Source organism: Kitasatospora sp. NPDC093558 (assembly GCF_040683475.1).
In the GTDB taxonomy this organism is placed as follows: domain Bacteria; phylum Actinomycetota; class Actinomycetes; order Streptomycetales; family Streptomycetaceae; genus Kitasatospora.
In genome coordinates this window covers 1-17,174 of the sequence record NZ_JBFBDY010000086.1, presented here as the reverse complement: position 1 = coordinate 17,174, position 17,174 = coordinate 1, and the positions used below count along the sequence as shown (strand labels likewise).

17 protein-coding genes are annotated in these 17,174 nt (G+C 73.0%); 4 read left to right on the top strand and 13 right to left on the bottom strand.

Annotated features, from left to right (window positions below):
* Positions 1–141 precede the first annotated feature (141 nt).
* The 11 genes from AB0O00_RS12040 to infC form a co-directional block, all read right to left on the bottom strand.
* On the bottom strand, positions 142–1,233 hold the full coding sequence (locus tag AB0O00_RS12040; RefSeq protein ID WP_363650754.1) for a substrate-binding domain-containing protein: 1,092 nt from the start codon (positions 1,231–1,233) through the stop codon (positions 142–144).
* A gap of 211 nt (positions 1,234–1,444) precedes the next feature.
* The gene (locus tag AB0O00_RS12035; protein WP_363650752.1) at positions 1,445–2,410 is read right to left on the bottom strand and encodes a hypothetical protein; all 966 of its coding nucleotides are present in this window, start codon (positions 2,408–2,410) and stop codon (positions 1,445–1,447) included.
* Positions 2,407–2,823: a hypothetical protein gene (locus AB0O00_RS12030; protein WP_363650750.1), complete on the bottom strand. Its 417-nt coding sequence runs from the start codon at positions 2,821–2,823 to the stop codon at positions 2,407–2,409. The genes AB0O00_RS12035 and AB0O00_RS12030 overlap by 4 nt, the downstream gene beginning before the upstream one ends.
* The gene (locus AB0O00_RS12025; RefSeq protein ID WP_363650748.1) at positions 2,808–3,365 is read right to left on the bottom strand and encodes an ATP-binding cassette domain-containing protein; all 558 of its coding nucleotides are present in this window, start codon (positions 3,363–3,365) and stop codon (positions 2,808–2,810) included. Before AB0O00_RS12025 ends, AB0O00_RS12030 begins: the two co-directional genes overlap by 16 nt.
* 549 nt (positions 3,366–3,914) lie before the next feature.
* Positions 3,915–6,416, bottom strand: a complete 2,502-nt coding sequence (gene pheT / locus AB0O00_RS12020; RefSeq protein WP_363650747.1) for a phenylalanine--tRNA ligase subunit beta — start codon at positions 6,414–6,416, stop codon at positions 3,915–3,917.
* Complete coding sequence (pheS, locus tag AB0O00_RS12015; protein ID WP_363650745.1) at positions 6,416–7,537, bottom strand: phenylalanine--tRNA ligase subunit alpha; 1,122 nt, start codon at positions 7,535–7,537, stop codon at positions 6,416–6,418. The genes pheT and pheS overlap by 1 nt, the downstream gene beginning before the upstream one ends.
* A gap of 246 nt (positions 7,538–7,783) precedes the next feature.
* Entirely contained in the window at positions 7,784–8,887 is a 1,104-nt protein-coding gene (locus AB0O00_RS12010; RefSeq protein WP_363650743.1) for an ATP-binding protein, read from the bottom strand.
* 108 nt (positions 8,888–8,995) lie between these two features.
* Positions 8,996–9,862, bottom strand: a complete 867-nt coding sequence (locus AB0O00_RS12005; RefSeq protein WP_363650741.1) for an RNA methyltransferase — start codon at positions 9,860–9,862, stop codon at positions 8,996–8,998.
* Between the two features lie 124 nt (positions 9,863–9,986).
* On the bottom strand, positions 9,987–10,382 hold the full coding sequence (gene rplT, locus AB0O00_RS12000) for a 50S ribosomal protein L20 (protein WP_030055649.1): 396 nt from the start codon (positions 10,380–10,382) through the stop codon (positions 9,987–9,989).
* 109 nt (positions 10,383–10,491) lie between these two features.
* Positions 10,492–10,686 carry a 50S ribosomal protein L35 gene (gene rpmI / locus AB0O00_RS11995; RefSeq protein ID WP_030286227.1) on the bottom strand — a complete coding sequence of 65 codons (195 nt, stop codon included), beginning with the start codon at positions 10,684–10,686 and terminating at the stop codon, positions 10,492–10,494.
* Between the two features lie 142 nt (positions 10,687–10,828).
* On the bottom strand, positions 10,829–11,557 hold the full coding sequence (infC, locus tag AB0O00_RS11990; protein WP_363650762.1) for a translation initiation factor IF-3: 729 nt from the start codon (positions 11,555–11,557) through the stop codon (positions 10,829–10,831).
* 458 nt (positions 11,558–12,015) lie between these two features.
* Between infC and AB0O00_RS11985 the strand changes: the two genes are divergently transcribed.
* Positions 12,016–12,390, top strand: a complete 375-nt coding sequence (locus AB0O00_RS11985) for a DUF1844 domain-containing protein (protein WP_363650739.1) — start codon at positions 12,016–12,018, stop codon at positions 12,388–12,390.
* Positions 12,391–12,440: 50 nt separating this feature from the next.
* Here AB0O00_RS11985 and AB0O00_RS11980 read toward each other — a convergent pair whose 3' ends face one another.
* Positions 12,441–13,214, bottom strand: coding sequence for an SseB family protein (locus AB0O00_RS11980; RefSeq protein WP_363650737.1), 774 nt, complete (start codon positions 13,212–13,214; stop codon positions 12,441–12,443).
* A gap of 91 nt (positions 13,215–13,305) precedes the next feature.
* Here AB0O00_RS11980 and AB0O00_RS11975 point away from each other — a divergent pair, with 91 nt between their 5' ends.
* From AB0O00_RS11975 to AB0O00_RS11965, 3 genes are all read left to right on the top strand, one after another.
* On the top strand, positions 13,306–14,526 hold the full coding sequence (locus tag AB0O00_RS11975) for an alanine racemase (protein WP_363650735.1): 1,221 nt from the start codon (positions 13,306–13,308) through the stop codon (positions 14,524–14,526).
* 63 nt (positions 14,527–14,589) lie between these two features.
* Complete coding sequence (locus AB0O00_RS11970; protein WP_363650733.1) at positions 14,590–14,997, top strand: hypothetical protein; 408 nt, start codon at positions 14,590–14,592, stop codon at positions 14,995–14,997.
* 241 nt (positions 14,998–15,238) lie between these two features.
* Complete coding sequence (locus AB0O00_RS11965; protein WP_363650731.1) at positions 15,239–16,162, top strand: lytic polysaccharide monooxygenase; 924 nt, start codon at positions 15,239–15,241, stop codon at positions 16,160–16,162.
* A 126-nt stretch (positions 16,163–16,288) separates the two neighbouring features.
* Here AB0O00_RS11965 and AB0O00_RS11960 read toward each other — a convergent pair.
* Positions 16,289–17,174: hypothetical protein (locus AB0O00_RS11960; protein WP_363650729.1), on the bottom strand; the 886-nt coding region annotated here is incomplete at its 5' end.

Genomic DNA, 17,174 nt, shown 5'->3' with positions numbered 1-17,174 from the left:
GTGGGCTGTGTGGGCCCGGCGGGGCGGGGGGCCCGCCCGCGCGCGCCGCGACCAACACACCCCCCGGGCCGGCCCTCCCCCACCCCCCCCGGGGCCCCCCCCCCCCCGCGCGCGCCCCCCCCCTTCTCGGTCTGCGACGGCTTACTGGACGCCGGCCGCGGCGCAGGCCGCCGCGAACTGCGGGGTGCAGATGTCGGCCGCCTTGTAGAGGCCGCCGCCGACCACCGTGGCCTGCACCTTCGCCTTGGTCACCACGATCGGGGTGAGCAGCAGCGAGGGGATCTGCAGGCCGTTGCTGGGGGTGAGCGTGGTCGCGGTCGTGCTGATGTCCATGCCCTCGGCGAGCTGGACGGCGATGCTGCCGGCCGCGTCCGTCTCGGGCTTGTACGGCTTGTAGATGGTGTACGCCTGCTCGCCGGTGAGCACCCGGCGCACCGCGTCGATGGACGCGTCCTGGCCGCCGACGGGGACGTTCTTGATGCCCGCGGCCTTCAGGGCGTCGATGATCGCGCCGGCCATGCCGTCGTTCCCGGAATAGACGGCCTGGATGCCGTCCTTGCCGAGGCTCTGGATGGCCTCGTCGATCTTCGCGGTGGCGACGTCCGTCTTCCACTCGCCGGACTGCTCGTAAGCGATCTTCTTGACCTTGCCGTCCATCGCCTTGTGCGCGCCCGCCTTGAACTGCGCGGCGTTGGGGTCGGATTCGGCGCCGTCGATCATCACGACGTTGGCCGAGGAGGCCTTCGGGCCGAGGGCGTCGAGCAGGGACTGGCCCTGGAGCTCGCCGGTGCGCTCGTTGTCGAAGGAGACGTACGCGGCGACCTTGCCCTGGGCCAGGCGGTCGTAGGAGACGACCTTGATGCCCTTGGCGTCGGCGGCGTCGACCCACGGGGCGGTGACCTTGGCGTCGACCGGGTCGAGCAGGATCACCTTCACGCCCTTGGCGAGCAGGTCGTCGAACTGCTTCTTCTGGAGGGCCGGATCGCCGCCCGCGTTGGCGTAGTTCACGGTGCACTGCGAGCAGAGGCCGGTCACCGTCTGCTCGATCAGCGGCTTGTCGAACGCGTCGTAGCGCGTGGAGGAGGCGTTGTCCGGGAGGAGGAGACCGATGGCCTCGCCGCTTCCGCCGGCGGCCGGTTTCTGCGCCGCACCGGTCTGGCCGCAGGCCGCGAGGGTGAGTGCGAGCGACACGGCGGCCGTGCCCGTGGCCGCGAGACGCATGGCTCTGTTCATGTTCGGTGGTGCCTCCTGTACTGCGCCGCGAACGGTGCGGCAGGGGAGGGATTCAAGCCCCCACCGGGCGAATGCGTCAATAAGGGAAGGAGGCTTCGTTATCCCCATGCTCGATTCGTTATGGGATGAACAGGACTTCTACACTTTCGAAGATCGAATACGGGAGAAAGAATTGATAATTCAGGGAATTTATTAACCGCGCGAGGAGGGGCTAGACGGCCCGGCGGCGCACCCACCACACCGCCGCCGCGCAGGCCGCGATCCCGAGGGCGAGCATCCAGCCGGCCTCGATCAACTGGAACGGCCAGAAGCGGTCCGCCGGCTGGTACACCTGGTGCGCGGTGTAGCCGCCGTCCCGCACCAGCGCCTGGAGCTGGGCGAAGTCGTTCCCGTGGCGGTAGAACTCGTCGGTGGGGATCCGGTTCCCGGCCGGGTCCGAATACCAGACCTCCCCCAGCCAGCGCCCGTCGAGCGCCAGCGTCCGCATCGCGTGCACCGGTTCCTCCAGCGGCTGCCGGTAGTGGAAGCGGAACGACCCGGCGACGAAGGGCAGCGCGACCGAGACGACCAGGCCGAAGCCCACCGCGACCAGCGTGCGGCGCAGCACCGCGCCGGCCAGCACGGCCGCCCCGAAGGTCGCGACCACGCGGCCGGTCATCACCGGCCAGGTCTCCACGAAGTGCTCCGGGCTGAACTGTCCGTCCGCGAGGGTCAACGGCGCGCTCCACCAGCGCAGCAGCAGCCCGAACAGCGCCGCCACCAGCGCCAGGACCCCGCCCACCAAGGTCACCGTGCCCACCGTCCACCGGGCACGGCCCGCGCCCTGGGTCCACGCGAAGCGGACCGTGCCGTGCTCGAACTCCCGCGCCAGCAACGGCCCGCCGACGAAGGCGCCGAACGCGCCGCCGAGCACGTAGACCACCGGTTCGGCGGCGAGCATCGAGGCGCCGTCCCCGTGCAGGAAGGTCTTGTACCGGTCCAGGCAGGCGTCGGCGGCGGGATCACAGGAGTCCGCGCCGACGCGGTGCAGGCCGTCGTGGACGTACCAGCCGTGCAGCAGCAGGACGAGGGCGAGCACGCCCATCACCGTGAGCAGGGTCAGCAGGGTCGTCCGGTGGCGCAGCCCGGCCGCCCGCAGGACGGCGGAGCGGGGCGGGGCGATGGTGGTGGCACTCATGGCAGCAGTACTTCCTCGTACGGGCGGACGGCCCCGCGCGGGCCGGGGAGGGCGGAGGCGGCCGGCTCGCGCAGGTAGGCGATCACCAGCTCCTCCAGCCCGATGCGCTGCTGGCGCCAGCCCTCGGAGACCTGGGCGTCCAGGCCGCCGGTGCGGACCAGCAGGTGGGACTGGACGCCGGCCCGGCGGTCGCGGACCACCGGCAGGCGCCCGGCGAGCGCGTCCGCCTCGGCGGTCGGGCCGGTCAGCATGCGGTGGCCGGCCAGCAGGTCGTCCACCTCCCCCGCCACCTGGACCCGGCCGCCGCCGAGCACCACCAGGTAGTCGCAGCTCTGCTGCAGCTCGTTGACGGCGTGCGAGGAGAACATCACCGAGAGGCCGTCCTCGGCCACGGCGGTCAGCAGCACGGACATGAAGTCGTGCCGGGCATGGGCCCCTCCTGCCCGAGGGCGGGCAAGGAGGGAGGGTCGAGCGCAGCCAACGGCTCGTCCAGGAGCAGGAGTTCGGGCCGCTTGGCGAGCGCCAGGGCGAGCGAGACCTGCGCCTGCTGGCCGCCGGACAGGCGCCCGTACTTGCGGTCCGGCGGGATGCCGAGCCCGTCCAGGTGGGTGCGCGCCCGGTCGGCGTCCCAGCGGCGGTTGAGGTGGCGGCCCATCGCGAGCAGGTCGCGCACGCGCAGGCCCGGGTAGAGCGCGGCGTTCTGGGCGACGAAGCCGATCCGGTCCAACGCCCGCGGGGAGCCCGGGAGCCGGCCGCCGAGGACGGTCATCGCGCCCGCGCTGGGCAGGGTCAGGCCGGCCGCCAGGCTGAGCAGGGTGGTCTTGCCGGCGCCGTTCGGGCCGACCAGGGCGACCACGTGCCCGGCCGGGACGGCGAGGTGGCAGTCCCGCAGCGCCCAGGAGCGGCGGTAGCGCTTGCCGATCCCCCCGCAGTCGATCACGGTGTCCGCGGCCATCACGCCACCACCCCGTCCCGGCCCTCGCGCAGGTCGCGCAGCGCGTCGGGGCCGCGCTGCGGCGGGGGTTGTGAACTGCTTGTGTGGACGTGTACAGGAGTGTTCGTTAGCTCGTTTGGGTGATGTTCGGTCGACTGCGGTTGGGGCGGCTGCGTGGTCTCGTAGTCTCGTGGCGCGATCTGGGTTACCGGGTTCGGTGTCGGCGTGCGGGGCCCCTGCTCCACCGGAGTGATGGTTCAGGGCCTCCCCGTCGCCGCTGGCCGTGTCCGTGTGGCCGGTCGTGAGGGAACCGGCCTCCCGGGAAGGACCACGCACGGGATGCGTGTCGCCCAGCGGGGTTGAGTACGCCGGGGACCAGTGCGCCCAAGACCGTTCGGGGCGTGCGGCTCATCGGGAGTCACTCCTGATCAGTCCAAAGGAACGGTTGCTGGACTGGATGCGCCCGACGCGGGCCGTCGGGGTGACAGGCCATGTCAGCGAAGGAAAGGTAAAGGGCCCCGCCCGGACCGGAGAACGGTCCGAACGGGGCCCTCAAGGCCCTGACGGGGATCAGGCGCCGCGCAGCACCGCTCCCGTCCGGGTGACGGCCTCGGCGACGGCGGCCTCGCGGGCGGCCGTGGCCTCGTCGGCGGTCAGGGTGCGGTCGGCGGCGCGGAAGCGCAGCGCGTAGGCCAGCGACTTCTTGCCCTCGCCGACCTGCTCGCCGGTGAAGACGTCGAACAGCCGGATGGCCTCCAGCAGTTCGCCCGCACCGGCGCGCAGCGCGGACTCCACGTCGGCGGCCGGGACGGCCGTGTCGACGATCAGCGCGACGTCCTGGGTCGCCACCGGGAAGCCGGAGACGGCCGGGCCGTCGACCTTCTCGGAGCCGTCGGCGGTGAGCAGGTCGATGTCGACCTCCATCGCGGCCGTGCGGGCCGGCAGGCCGAGCGCCTTGACGACGCGCGGGTGCAGCTCGCCGGCGTGGCCGACGACCCGGTCGGTGCCCGCGACGACGAGCTCGGCGCAGCGGCCCGGGTGCCACGGCGCCAGCTGGCCCTGGCGGACGGTCAGCTCGACGCCGGCCGCGCGGGCCACCGTGCGGGCCGCCTCGACGGCGTCCGCCCAGGAGGCCTGGGCGCCGGTGCCCCACCAGCCGGAGGGGATCCGCTCGCCCGCGAGGGCGACGGCGACCCGGCGCGGCTGGTCCGGCAGCGCGGCGTCCAGCGCGGCCAGCTCCTCGTCGCTCGGGCGCCGGTCGACGGCCGGGCGCGGGGCGACGGTCAGCTCGTCCTTGGGCAGGAAGACCGTGCCGGTCTCGTAGACCGCCAGGTCGGTGTTGCCGCGGCCGACGTTGCGGCGCAGCGCGCCGAGGAGGCCCGGCAGCAGCGTGGTGCGCAGCGCCGGCTCCTCGTCGTTCAACGGGTTGACCAGCTTGACGGTCCGGCGGCGGCGGTCGCCCGCCTCCAGCCCGAGCGCCTCGAAGGCGGGCTCGCCGAGGAACGGGTAGTTGTTGACCTCGACGTAGCCGGCCGCGGCCAGCGCGACGCCGATCCGGCGGTGGACGCGCTGGGCCTCGGTCAGGCCCTTGCCCGGCGGCACGTTGGGCATCCGGGCGGGGACGTTGTCGTAGCCCTCCAGCCGGATGACCTCCTCCGCGAGGTCGTACGGGTCGGTGAGGTCGGGGCGCCAGGTCGGCGGGGTGACCTCCAGGACGTCGGCGCCCGCGACCGAGCAGCCGATCTCCTGCAGGCGCCGGGTGACGGTCTCGCGGCCGTACTCGGTGCCGGCGACCCGGTCGGGCAGGTCCGCGGCGATGGTGATGGTGCGCACCGGGTGCGGCGCGGCGATGTCGGTGACCCCGGCCTCGGCGGTGCCGCCGGCGATCAGGACCAGCAGGTCGACGGCGCGCTGCGCGGCGGCGCGGGCGGCCTCCGGGTCGACGCCGCGCTCGAAGCGCTTGGACGCCTCGGAGGGCAGCTTGTGCCGCTTGGCGGAGCGGGCGATGGCGACCGGGTCAAAGTGCGCGGCCTCGATGATCACCTCGGTGGTGCCCGGACCGGCGGCCGGGTCGAGGATCTCGGTGGAGGCGCCGCCCATGACGCCGGCCAGGCCGATCGGGCCGCTGTTGTCGCAGATCAGCAGGTCCTCGGCGGCGAGCTTGCGCTTGACGCCGTCCAGGGTGGTGAGGGTCTCGCCCTCGGCCGCCCGGCGGACGGTGATCGGGCCGTCCACGCGCTGCTTGTCGTAGGCGTGCAGCGGCTGGCCGACCTCCAGCATCACGTAGTTGGTGATGTCGACGGTCAGCGAGATCGGGCGGATGCCGGCCTTCTGGAGACGGCGCTGCAGCCAGATCGGGGACTTGGCGTCCGGGTCCACGCCGACGACCGTGCGGGCCACGAAGCGGTCGCAGCCGGCCGGGTCGTTCACCTTGACCAGGTAGCCGAAGGAGTTCGCCGGCGGCACGTCCAGCAGCGCCGGGTCGGCCAGCGGCAGCCCGTACGCGGCGGCGGCCTCGCGGGCCACGCCGCGCATGGACAGGCAGTAGCCGCGGTCCGGGGTGACGGCGATGTCGAGCACCTCGTCGACGAGCTGCAGCAGCTCGATCGCGTCGGTGCCGGGCTCGTACTCCGGCGGGAGCACGATGATGCCGTTGTGGTCGTCGCCCATGCCCAGCTCGCGGGCGGAGCAGATCATGCCGGCCGAGGTGTGGCCGTAGGTCTGGCGGGCCGCGATCGGGAACGGGCCGGGCAGCACGGCGCCCGGGAGCACGACCACGACCTTGTCGCCGACCGCGAAGTTGGTCGCGCCGCAGACGATCTCCTGCGGCTCGCCGGTGCCGTTGGCGTCGCCGACGTTGACGAAGCAGTGCCGGATCGGCTTCTTGAAGCCGCTCAGCTCCTCGATGGAGAGCACCTCGCCGACCACCAGCGGGCCCTTGAGGTCACCGCCGAGCTGCTCGACGGTCTCGACCTCCAGGCCGGCCCGGACCAGGCGCTCGGCGACGTCGCGACCGGTCTCGCCGGCCGGCAGGTCGACGTACTCGCGCAGCCAGGAAAGCGGGACGCGCATCAGATCTCCATCCCGAACGGGAGGGTGAAGCGCACGTCACCCTCGACCATGTCGCGCATGTCGGCGACGTTGTGACGATTCATCAGGATCCGCTCCAGGCCCAGGCCGAAGGCGAACCCGCTGTAGCGGTTCGGGTCGACGCCGCAGGCCACCAGCACGCGCGGGTTGACCACGCCGCAGCCGCCGAGCTCGATCCAGCCCTCGGAGGAGCAGGTGCGGCACGGGCGGTCCGGGTTGCCGACGCTCTCGCCGCGGCACACGAAGCACTGCAGGTCGATCTCGGCGCTCGGCTCGGTGAACGGGAAGTACGAGGGGCGCCAGCGCAGTTCGAGGCCGCCGCCGATCAGCTTCTCGACCAGCACCTCGATGGTGCCCTTGAGGTCGGCGAAGGTGATGCCCTCGTCCACCGCGAGGCCCTCGACCTGGCGGAAGACCGGGGTGTGGGTGGCGTCCAGCTCGTCCGTGCGGTAGACCCGGCCCGGGCACACGACGTAGACGGGGGGCTCGCGGTCGAGCATGGTGCGCGCCTGGACCGGGGAGGTCTGGGTGCGCAGCACCACGCCGGAGTCGGCAGAGCCGTCCGGGGCCTGGACGAAGAAGGTGTCCTGCATCGAGCGGGCCGGGTGGTCCGGGCCCAGGTTGAGGGCGTCGAAGTTGAGCCACTCGGCCTCGACCTCGGGGCCCTCGGCGACCTGGTAGCCCATCGCGACGAAGGTGTCCTCGATGCGCTCGGCCAGCGTGGTCAGCGGGTGGCGGGCGCCGCGCGGGGTGCGGTCGTAGGGCAGCGTGACGTCCACCGCCTCCTCGACCAGCACGCGGGCGTCGCGCTCCGCCTCCAGCTCGGCCTGCCGCTTGGCGAGCGCCTGGTTGACGGCGCCGCGGGCCTGGCCGATCAGCTTGCCTGCGGCGGCCTTGGCGTGCGGGGGCAGGGCGCCGATCTCGCGGTTGGCGAGGGAGAGCGCGGAACGGTCGCCGGTGTGGGCGACCTTGGCCTGCTTCAGCTCGTCGAGCGTGGTGGCGGCGGCGAAGGCGGCGACGGCCTCGTCCCGCGCCTGCTCCACCACCTCGGGCTTGAGGGCCTCGACCTCGACCGGGTCGTACGACTTGTTGGGTGCCGACATCTCTATCTTTCCCGTGCTCCTGCTCGTCCGTGCTCAGGTGATTGGGCTCTCCCTCCTTGCCCGCCAACGGGCAGGAAGGGCCCAATGCGCTACGCCCGGCGTGGCCGGGGCACGGGCAGCCGTTTCTCCGTACGACGGGGAAGAGGGGTGTCCGCGGCACGACCGCGCAGGGCGTCCCACAACGCCAAAGGTCGAGTGTAGTCGCAGCGCGTTGCGCGGCTGCCGTCAAGCCCGTCCGGACCCCGACTACAGCATGAAGTCGGGAATGCCGGCGGGCAGGATAAATCGGAACCGGGCGCCGCCGCCGGGCGCGCGGTCGACGCGGATCGACCCGCCGTGGGCCTCCACGATGCCCTTGACGATGTAGAGGCCGAGGCCGGTGCCGCCGCGCTTGGAGCCGCGCCAGAAGCGGGTGAAGACGCGCGGCATCGACTCCTCGGGGATGCCGCTGCCTTCGTCGCTCACGGTGACCGCTGTGCCTTCCACGATGCGGGGCGGGGTGCCGGAGCGCTCCCAGACGGGCGCCTCGACGACCTCCTTGGCCGGTGCCACCTCGATCGTGACAGTTCCCTCGCCGTGCCGCACGGCATTTTCCAGCAGGTTGGCGAGCACCTGGTCGACCTTGTCCGGGTCCGCCCACAGCACGGTCAGCGGCTCGGTGATCCGCACGTCGAAGCGCTCCTCGGGGATGCCGGTGGCGACCTTGCGCTCGACGTGCCGGCGCACCGCCGCGGCCAGGTCGACGACCTGCTTGCGCAGCTCCAGCCGGCCGGCGTCGATCCGCGAGATGTCCAGCAGCTCGGCGATCAGCCGGGTGACCCGGTCCGCGTCCGCGTCGACGGTCTCCAGCATCAGCCGCTTCTGCCCGTCGGTGAACCGCTCCCACTTGGCCAGCAGCGTCGCGGTGAAGCCCTTGACGCTCGTCAGCGGCGAGCGCAGCTCGTGCGCGACGGTGGCGATCAGCTCGGCGTGGCTGCGCTCGGTGCGCCGCCGGTCCTCGGTGCCGCGCAGGGCGATCACCAGGCGCTCCAGCGGCCCCAGCGGCACGGCCCGCACGTAGCGGGCGGAGACCAGCACCTCCCGGCCGCCGGGCAGCAGCAGGTTGCGCTCGGGCTGGCCGGTGCGGATCGCGAGGCCGCCGTACGGGTCGGTCAGCTGCCACCAGCGGCGCCCGTCGAGGTCCTCCAGCGGGAGGACGTCGTCCAGCGCCCTGCCGAGCGCGGCCTGCGGGGGCACGCCGGTGATCCGGGCCGCGGCCCGGTTGAAGCGGACCACCCGGCCCAGCGCGTCGGCGACCACCAGGCCGTCCGGCAGGTCGTCCGGGTCGAGCTCGGGCCCGTTGCCGACCATGGGTGTCCTCCCCGATTACCCACCGTGCCGTTCCCCCCACCGAGGCAGACCCTAGCGCCTCCATGCCCCCGGCAGTAGGGCCTGGCGGGTGGATCGTGCGGGGTGCCGTCAGCCGTTCGAGCGACAGCCGCCGGGCCCGCGCTGCGCCCTGGCCGAGGCGTAGAGGCAGACGGCCGCGGCGGTGGCCAGGTTGAGGCTCTCGGCGTGTCCGTGGATCGGGACGCGCACGACCTCGTCGGTGAGCGCGCGGGTCTCCTCCGGGAGCCCCCACGCCTCGTTGCCGAACACCCATGCGCCGGGCGCGCCCAGGGTGCCCTCGTCGAGCTCCTGGTCGAGGTCCCGCTGCCCCGCGCCGTCGGCGGCGAGCACCCGGATCCCGGCCGCGCGCAGCCGCCCGACCGCCTCCTCGACCGGCACGCCGACGGCGACCGGCAGGTGGAACAGGCTGCCGACGGAGGCCCGGACGGCCTTCGGGTTGTACAGGTCCACGGAGGCGTCGGTGAGCACCACGGCGTCCGCGCCGGCCGCGTCGGCGGTGCGCAGCACGGTGCCGGCGTTCCCGGGGTCGCGGACGTGGGCGAGGATCGCGACGAGCTTCGGGCGGCCCGCGAGGACGTCCTCGAACGGGGTGTCGATGAAGCGGCAGAGCGCGACGATGCCCTGCGGGGTCACCGTGTCGCAGATCTCCGCGATCACCTCGTCGGTCGCGGTCAGCACCGCCAGCCCCTCGGCGAGCGCGCCCTCGACGATCCCGGCGTGCCGCTCGGCGGCCTCCGGGGTGACGTACACCTCGACCACGGCGTGCTCGCCCGAGCCCGGCAGCCGGCCGTACGCGACGGCCTCCCGGACGGCCTGCGGGCCCTCGGCCAGGAAGCGGCGCTCCTTGGTGCGCTGGTTCCGCTTGGCGAGCCGGCGGGCGGCGACGACGCGCGGCGAGCGCAGGGAGGTCAGCAGGGGGGTGTCGGTGCTCGGCATGGTCTCGTTCTCTGGGGCTCGGTGCGGCTCTGGTGACGGGGGCGCTGACGGGACGGGGAAAACGCAGAACCGGACCCGCAGGCGAGCCTGCGGGTCCGGTCAGAGCTCAGCCGATCCTGGAGGATCAGGCGGCGTCGGCGGCAGCCTTCGGGGCGTTGACGTCGGCCGGCAGCGCCTTCTGGGCGACCTCGACCAGGGAGGCGAACGCACCCGGGTCGTTGACGGCCAGGTCGGCCAGCATCTTGCGGTCGATCTCGACGCTGGCGGCCTTCAGGCCCTGCACGAAGCGGTTGTAGGTGATGCCGTTGGCACGGGCCGCAGCGTTGATGCGCTGGATCCACAGCTGACGGAAGTCGCCCTTGCGCTTCTTGCGGTCGTTGAAGTTGTAGACCAGCGAGTGGGTGACCTGCTCCTTGGCCTTGCGGTACAGGCGCGAACGCTGGCCACGGTAGCCGCTGGCGCGCTCCAGGATGACCCGGCGCTTCTTGTGGGCGTTGACTGCCCGCTTGACGCGTGCCACTTGATTACTCCTTGGGTTGGACCACGGACTACTTCACGCGGTCCGTCATTCGAATGGGTCGGGAAGGATCAGCTGCCCCGCACGCGGCTCGCGCCGGGCGGGAGGGCGATCACTTGCCGAGAAGCTTCTTGATCTTCTTGGCGTCAGCGGGGGCCATCTCGACGGTCCCGGCCAGCTTGCGGGTCAGCGTCGAGGGCTTGTGCTCCAGGAGGTGGCGGCGGCCGGCGCGCTCGCGCAGCACCTTGCCAGAGCCACTGATCTTGAAGCGCTTGCTGGCGCCACTGTGCGTCTTCTGCTTCGGCATTTCGCCGTATCTCCTCGTCGGTCCCGTTCACGCCCGCGCGGTGTTCGCCACGCGGGCGTGAACTGGATGGATCTGCGGTGACCGGGCGGGTGCCCCGTCACCGTGGGGGGCCGGTCTCCCGGGCCGCCCTGGCCTTGACGGCTCAGGCGTCCTGAGAGGCCTCGGCCGGCTGCTCGACCTCGGCAGCGGCCTCGACGTCGACCTCGTCGACCTCGTCGGCCTCCGCCTCGGCAGCGGCGTTCTCGGCCTCGAGCGCTGCGTCCTCGTCCGCGGCGGCGGCGTCGGAGCCGGTGGTCCGGCCCAGCCGCTCGGCCTTGCGGGCGTCGGCGAGGGCGCGGGCCTCGGCCATCGCCTCGGTCTTCTTCTTGTGCGGACCAAGAACCATGATCATGTTCCGGCCGTCCTGCTTCGGCGAGGACTCGACGAAGCCCAGGTCCTGGACGTCGTCGGCGAGCCGCTGCAGCAGACGGAAGCCCAGCTCGGGGCGGGACTGCTCACGACCACGGAACATGATCGTGATCTTGACCTTGTCGCCCTGCTTGAGGAACCGGACGACGTGACCCTTCTTGGTGTCATAGTCGTGCGGGTCGATCTTCGGCCGGAGCTTCATCTCCTTGATGACCGTGTGCGCCTGGTTCTTGCGCGCCTCACGGGCCTTCATGGCCGACTCGTACTTGAACTTGCCGTAGTCCATGAGCTTGCACACCGGCGGCCGGGCGGTCGCCGCGACCTCGACCAGGTCGAGGTCGTACTCCTGCGCGAGCTCCAGCGCCTTGGCAAGCGGCACGATGCCGACCTGCTCGCCGCTGGGACCGACGAGTCGCACCTCCGGGACGCGAATCCGGTCGTTGATGCGGGGCTCGGTGCTGATGGGGCCTCCTCGGTTGCACCTTCTGCGATGCGGCCGTCGGGCGGCGGTCGCACGTAGTGGACTCGACCACTGGGCGGGGCTTCATTCGTGCTGCGCTGCCCGGCACCTGCCGGCACCGTGTGCACCGCGACACGAAAAAAGCCCCGCTCGGTACAAGCGGGGCTCCACACAATCCGGGGGCGGCACCCGGTGAGGGGCGCTGCGGCGACTCGGCGCCGTGGCGCCCGTCGCGGACCGGGACCCGTCGACCGCGAGGCCGATCAGGTGGGAGACTTTCGCGGTTGCCCTCTCGGGCCTCCTGGGTGGAGCCTCCACTTGCTGGCCAGGTGCCCATACGGGATCCCGGCCGGTCAGTCTCGAAGCATACAGCGCCGGGGGGTCGAACGCTATTCCGCCCTTCCGCGGGTGCCCTTGTACGCTCCACGTGTACCTACACGGCACGACGGAACGAGCCCCCCTTGAGCAGCGAGCCCACCCAGACCCCCGCCGCGGACGACGCGATCGGCTTCGACGACCTGACCCGGGACATCGCCGAGGTCCCCGCCGTCGAGGTGATCACCACCGTCGCGGTGCACCTGATGAGCGCCGCGGCCGTCAAGTGCGGTCTGGCCGAGGGCGGCGAGAAGGACAAGGACCTCGACGAGGCCCGCAAGCTCATCACCGCACTCGCCGGGCTCGTCACCGCCGGCGCCCCGGAGATCAGCAACTTCCACGCCGCCCCACTGCGCGACGGCCTGCGCTCGCTGCAGCTGGCCTTCCGCGAGGCCTCCATCGTGCCGGACGCGCCGGGCGCCGGGCCGGGCGAGAAGTTCACGGGGCCGGTCTACTCCTGAGCGGCCCTCTTCGAGGCACCTACCAAATTCGGTAGGTGCCTCAGTCGTTCCTACCGCCGGTACAGCGGCTCGCCCGGCAGCTGCGCGCTCGCCGGCAGCACCGCCAGGTCCAGGCCGCGGTCGAGCCGGACCCGCAGCACCGGGTCCGCCGCCACCGCCCGGCCGACCCGCTGGGCCGCCGCCTGCACGCCCGCCTGGTCCAGCGCCGCATCGAACACCACCGCGAGCACCCCGTCCGAGCCCTCGCCCGGCCCGAGCAGGCCCGACACCACCTGCGGCTCGTCCGCCAGCAGCGCCCGCACCGCCTCGCGCACCTCGGGGTCGCGCAGCGGCGGCAGGTACGGCCGGTTCTCGGCGAGCGCGCGCAGGCGGGCGCCGGTCAGCTGGTACGGCACCGGGCCGGCCGGGTCGACCAGCAGGGTGTCGGCCTTCTCCGAGTACGCGACCATCGCCGCCTGCGGGGCCGCCACCGGCGCCGGACGGGCGTCGGCGCGCCAGCGGGCGAGCGTCTCGAGTGACGTGAACGCCGGCAGCGCGCGGCGCCCGTCCGGGGCCTCCAGCACCGGCACCGCCATGTCGCTGGTCTTGTCGTGCTTGTGCCCGTGCTCGTCCACCTCGACCTCGCCGAGCAGCGCGACGATCGGGACCATCAGCCGGGTCGGGGTGAGCGCCGTCAGCACCTCGGGCTCGGCCGCGCGGTCCTGCGACCAGCGGGCGAGCGCCGCGGTCAGCGCCGGGTCGGCGGTGCCGTCGTCGTCACCGAAACCGGGGTTCGGGATGCTCTTGCCGACGAACGCCGGGTTGGAGAAGTCTTTGCGGTCCACCCGGCCGACCCTATGCCACCCCGTACCGGGAGCCGCACAAATCCGCACGCGCCCCCTACCCACGGGTAGCCGGGTGTGGCAGCCTGCGCGCATGGTGATGCTCGAACCCGCCCCCAGCGCCACCCCGGTGTCCGACCGCGCCCGCTACGACCGGGCCACCGCGCACCTGGACGGGCCGGTCGCCGTCGTCGACCTCGCCGCCTTCGACGCCAACGCCGCCGACCTGGCCCGCCGCGCGGGCGGCAAACCGGTCCGGGTCGCCAGCAAGTCCCTGCGCTGCCGGGCGCTGCTGGAACGCGCGCTCGCCACGGACGGCTTCGCCGGGGTGATGAGCTTCACCCTCGGCGAGTCGCTCTGGCTCGCCCGCACCGGCCTGCGCGACATCCTGCTCGCCTACCCCAGCGCCGACCGCGACGGCTTCGCCGAGCTGACCGCCGACCCCGAGCTCGCTCGTGGGATCACCCTCGTCCTCGACGACCCCGCCCAGCTCGACCTGATCGACAAGGCCCGCGGCGGCGACGCCGAGGTGCGGGTCTGCCTGGAGCTCGACACCGCGCTGCACCTGCTCGGCGGACGCGTCCGGGTCGGCGCCCGCCGCTCGCCGCTGCGCACCCCCGAGGACCTCGGCGCCTTCGCCGAACTCGTCCAGCGCCGCCGGGGCTTCCGGGTCGTCGGCCTGATGGCGTACGAGGGGCACGTCGCCGGGGTGGGGGACCTCGTGCACGGACGTCCGGTGCGCTCGCGGCTGATCCGGGCCATGCAGGCGAAGGCCAGGACCGAACTGGCCGAGCGGCGCGCGGCCGTGGTCCGGCGGCTGCGGCAGGTCGCCGAGCTGGAGTTCGTCAACGGCGGCGGCACCGGCAGCGTGGAGAGCACGGTGGCCGAGCGCGCCGTCACCGAGGTGGCGGCCGGCTCCGGCCTTTACCAGCCGCGGCTGTTCGACAACTACCGGGCGTTCCGGGGCCGTCCGGCCGCACTGTTCGGCCAGCCGGTCGTCCGGCGTCCTGGCGTCGGCGTGGTGACGGTCCTCGGCGGCGGCTACCCCGCCTCCGGCCCGGCCGGCCCCGACCGCTCCCCGGTGCCGTACCTGCCGGAGGGGCTGCGCTACGACCCGATGGAAGGCGCGGGCGAGGTGCAGACCCCGCTGCTCGGCGCCGCCGCGGACGACCTGCTGATCGGCGACCGGGTCTGGTTCCGGCACGCCAAGGCGGGCGAACTGTGCGAGCGCTTCGCCGAACTGCACCTGATCGAGGGCGACCGGATCGCCCGGACCGTCCCGACGTACCGGGGCGAGGGGAGGACGTTCCTCTGACCCACCGTCGGCCTGTGCTCTACCGTGGTGGCCACAAGCACAACAGCGACACGGAGGGGCCGCATGGACGCCGAGCTCGTGCAGGAGATGGTGAAGTCGGGGGCCACCGCGCTGGCCGGACTGATGGCCAAGGCCGCCTGGGGGCAGGCAAGTTCGCGGATCGCCCGGCTCTTCGGGCGGGGCGAGCGGGACCAGGCGGCGGGCACCGACCTGGAGACGATCCGGGCCGGGGTGCTGGACGCGGGCGACGACGAGGAGGCCCTGAACGACCAGACGGCGGTGCTGCGCACCCGGCTGCGCACCCTGTTCCGCGACAACCCCGAGGCGGTCGAGGAACTCCGCGCACTGCTCAAGGAGTTCGCACCGGAGGAGCCCGGCCAGGCCGGCTCGGTCCAGAACATGATCGGCGGCAACGCCACGATCCACGGAAAGGTCATCCAGGCCCGGGACATCACCAACCTGACCATCTGACCTTTCCGGAGCCTTAAGCAGGCCCGATGGAACACCTAACCCCGGTGTCCCGTCGGGCCTTTGCGCTGCTTGGGAGCCTACAGTCCGTCAATAACCGCATCACGCCAGGCTATTGCCATCTGGTCCAGACCAATCCTACGCTCTGCCCGGGGGCCCGCGATCCGGGCCGCGGCCCCCGAACGGGCAGGCGTGTCCGCTCCCCCACACTCGCCCGGAACGACGGTCGAGGAGTCCCCACCCCATGTCCATCAAGCGAAGTGCCCTGTCCGTCGGCGCCGTCGGCGCCGCGGTCCTCGCGATGGCGGCGGCCACCGCCGGCACCGCCAGTGCCCACGGCACGATGACCGGTCCCGTCAGCCGGGTCGCGGCCTGCTACGCCGAGGGTCCCGAGCACCCCGTCTCCCAGGTCTGCAAGGACCTCGTCGCGGCGAGCGGCACCCAGCCGCTCTACGACTGGAACGAGGTCAACATCGCCAACGCCAACGGCAACCACCAGGCGCTGATCCCGGACGGCAAGCTGTGCTCGGCCAACCGCGACAAGTACCAGGCCCTGGACTGGCCGCGCACCGACTGGCCGGCCACCGCCGTCAGCGCGGGCGCCTTCACCTTCCAGTTCCGCACCACCGCGCCGCACCTCGGCACCCAGACCGTCTACATCACCAAGCAGGGCTACGACCCCACCAAGCCCCTCAAGTGGTCCGACCTCGACCCGACGCCTGTCGCCCAGGCGCAGGTCGACCGCACCGCGACCAACGGGTACTACACCTACCCGGGCACGCTGCCGCAGCGCACCGGCCGCCAGCTGCTCTACACGATCTGGCAGCGCAGCGACAGCCCGGAGGCGTTCTACAGCTGCTCGGACGTCGACTTCGGCCAGCCCGCCGCGGCCGGCGGCGCGCCGGTGTCCGCGCTCGCGGCGCAGGCCCCGGCCGCGCCGAGCGACGCGCAGATCGCCGCGGACGCCCCGAAGTCAACGGTCGCCCACCACGGCCACGGCGGCGACCCCAACTCCCCGGCCGGTCTCGTGGTGCCGACCGCCGACGCGGCCGTCGGCACGTCGGCCACCGGTCCGCTGCTGCTCGCCGGCGCGGCGGCGATCGGCGTCGGCTGGGCCGGCATGGTGCTCCGGCGCCGTCGCGTCGAGGCTGTTCGACGCGATTCCTGAGGGCCGGATGCGGGGCCGGGCCGGTCCACCCCCGTCCGGTCCGGCTCCCCGCGCTTGAAGTGAACGACGGCGGCCCACCCGGGAGGTTCCGGGTGGGCCGCCGCTGTGCGTGAGGAGTCTCGGCGCTCAGGTGGTGGTGCCGCCCGTGCCCGGGTCACCCGCGCCGCCCGCGCCGCCGCCGGGCAGCGGCATCGAGGGCAGCTTGCCCTTGTAGTCACCGATGCCCTTGACGATGGTGTCCATCACGCCGAGGTCCGGCGCCTTGTCGGCGATGTCGAAGCCGAAGTGCACCGAGACGAGGCCGGTGCCGTCGGCGGACGGGAAGACCACGGTCTGCACGTAGCCGTTGTTGCCCTTGGACGCGTCGACCTTCCAGCGCACGAGGTAGCCGTTCTTGCCGTTCACGGTGACGGCCTCGGACTTGAGCTCCTGGTGGCCGGTGATGTCGCCGTAGGCCTCCTTGGCCGCCGGCGCGATGTCGCTCTTGGCCGCCGCCTGGACGTCGGTGGCGCCGTCGATGTGGCCGGTGTTCACGCCGCCGAGTGTGCAGGTGCCGCTGCCGCCGCCCGGGCAGGCGTAGGTGCCGACGCTCATCGAGGCGAAGCCGTCGCGGGTGTGGCCCGCGTCCCAGCCGGACGGGACGGGCAGGGTGATCCGGTTCACCAGGTCGATCGCGCCGCCGGCGCCCGGCCGGGTCTTGCCGTTGCCGCCACCCTTGCCACCGCTGCCGCCGGAGCCGTTGCCCCCGTTGCCGCCGGATCCGTCGCCACCGTTACCGCCGCCGAAGCCGGGGAAGTCGTTCCACGGGCCGTTCTCCCACGGCGCGGCCTGCGGCTTCGCCACGCGCTGCGAGCGGTCGCCGTGGCCGTCCATCGCGAGGTACGTCACCCCCGAGCCGACGCCCAGGCCGAGCAGCGCCGCCACGACGGTCGCGACGACCAGCTTCGAGGGCTTGCGCCGGACCTTGGCGGGCGGCGGCACGTCGGCGCCGTACGCGGCGCCGAAGGGCGGC

Coding starts and splice junctions, on each gene's coding strand:
- AB0O00_RS12040 (WP_363650754.1), bottom strand. CDS start 1,233: ATGAACAGAGCCATGCGTCTCGCGGCCACGGGCACGGCCGCCGTGTCG.
- AB0O00_RS12035 (WP_363650752.1), bottom strand. CDS start 2,410: ATGAGTGCCACCACCATCGCCCCGCCCCGCTCCGCCGTCCTGCGGGCG.
- AB0O00_RS12030 (WP_363650750.1), bottom strand. CDS start 2,823: ATGTCCGTGCTGCTGACCGCCGTGGCCGAGGACGGCCTCTCGGTGATG.
- AB0O00_RS12025 (WP_363650748.1), bottom strand. CDS start 3,365: ATGGCCGCGGACACCGTGATCGACTGCGGGGGGATCGGCAAGCGCTAC.
- pheT (WP_363650747.1), bottom strand. CDS start 6,416: ATGCGCGTCCCGCTTTCCTGGCTGCGCGAGTACGTCGACCTGCCGGCC.
- pheS (WP_363650745.1), bottom strand. CDS start 7,537: ATGTCGGCACCCAACAAGTCGTACGACCCGGTCGAGGTCGAGGCCCTC.
- AB0O00_RS12010 (WP_363650743.1), bottom strand. CDS start 8,887: ATGGTCGGCAACGGGCCCGAGCTCGACCCGGACGACCTGCCGGACGGC.
- AB0O00_RS12005 (WP_363650741.1), bottom strand. CDS start 9,862: ATGCCGAGCACCGACACCCCCCTGCTGACCTCCCTGCGCTCGCCGCGC.
- rpmI (WP_030286227.1), bottom strand. CDS start 10,686: ATGCCGAAGCAGAAGACGCACAGTGGCGCCAGCAAGCGCTTCAAGATC.
- AB0O00_RS11975 (WP_363650735.1), top strand. CDS start 13,306: ATGGTGATGCTCGAACCCGCCCCCAGCGCCACCCCGGTGTCCGACCGC.
- AB0O00_RS11970 (WP_363650733.1), top strand. CDS start 14,590: ATGGACGCCGAGCTCGTGCAGGAGATGGTGAAGTCGGGGGCCACCGCG.
- AB0O00_RS11965 (WP_363650731.1), top strand. CDS start 15,239: ATGTCCATCAAGCGAAGTGCCCTGTCCGTCGGCGCCGTCGGCGCCGCG.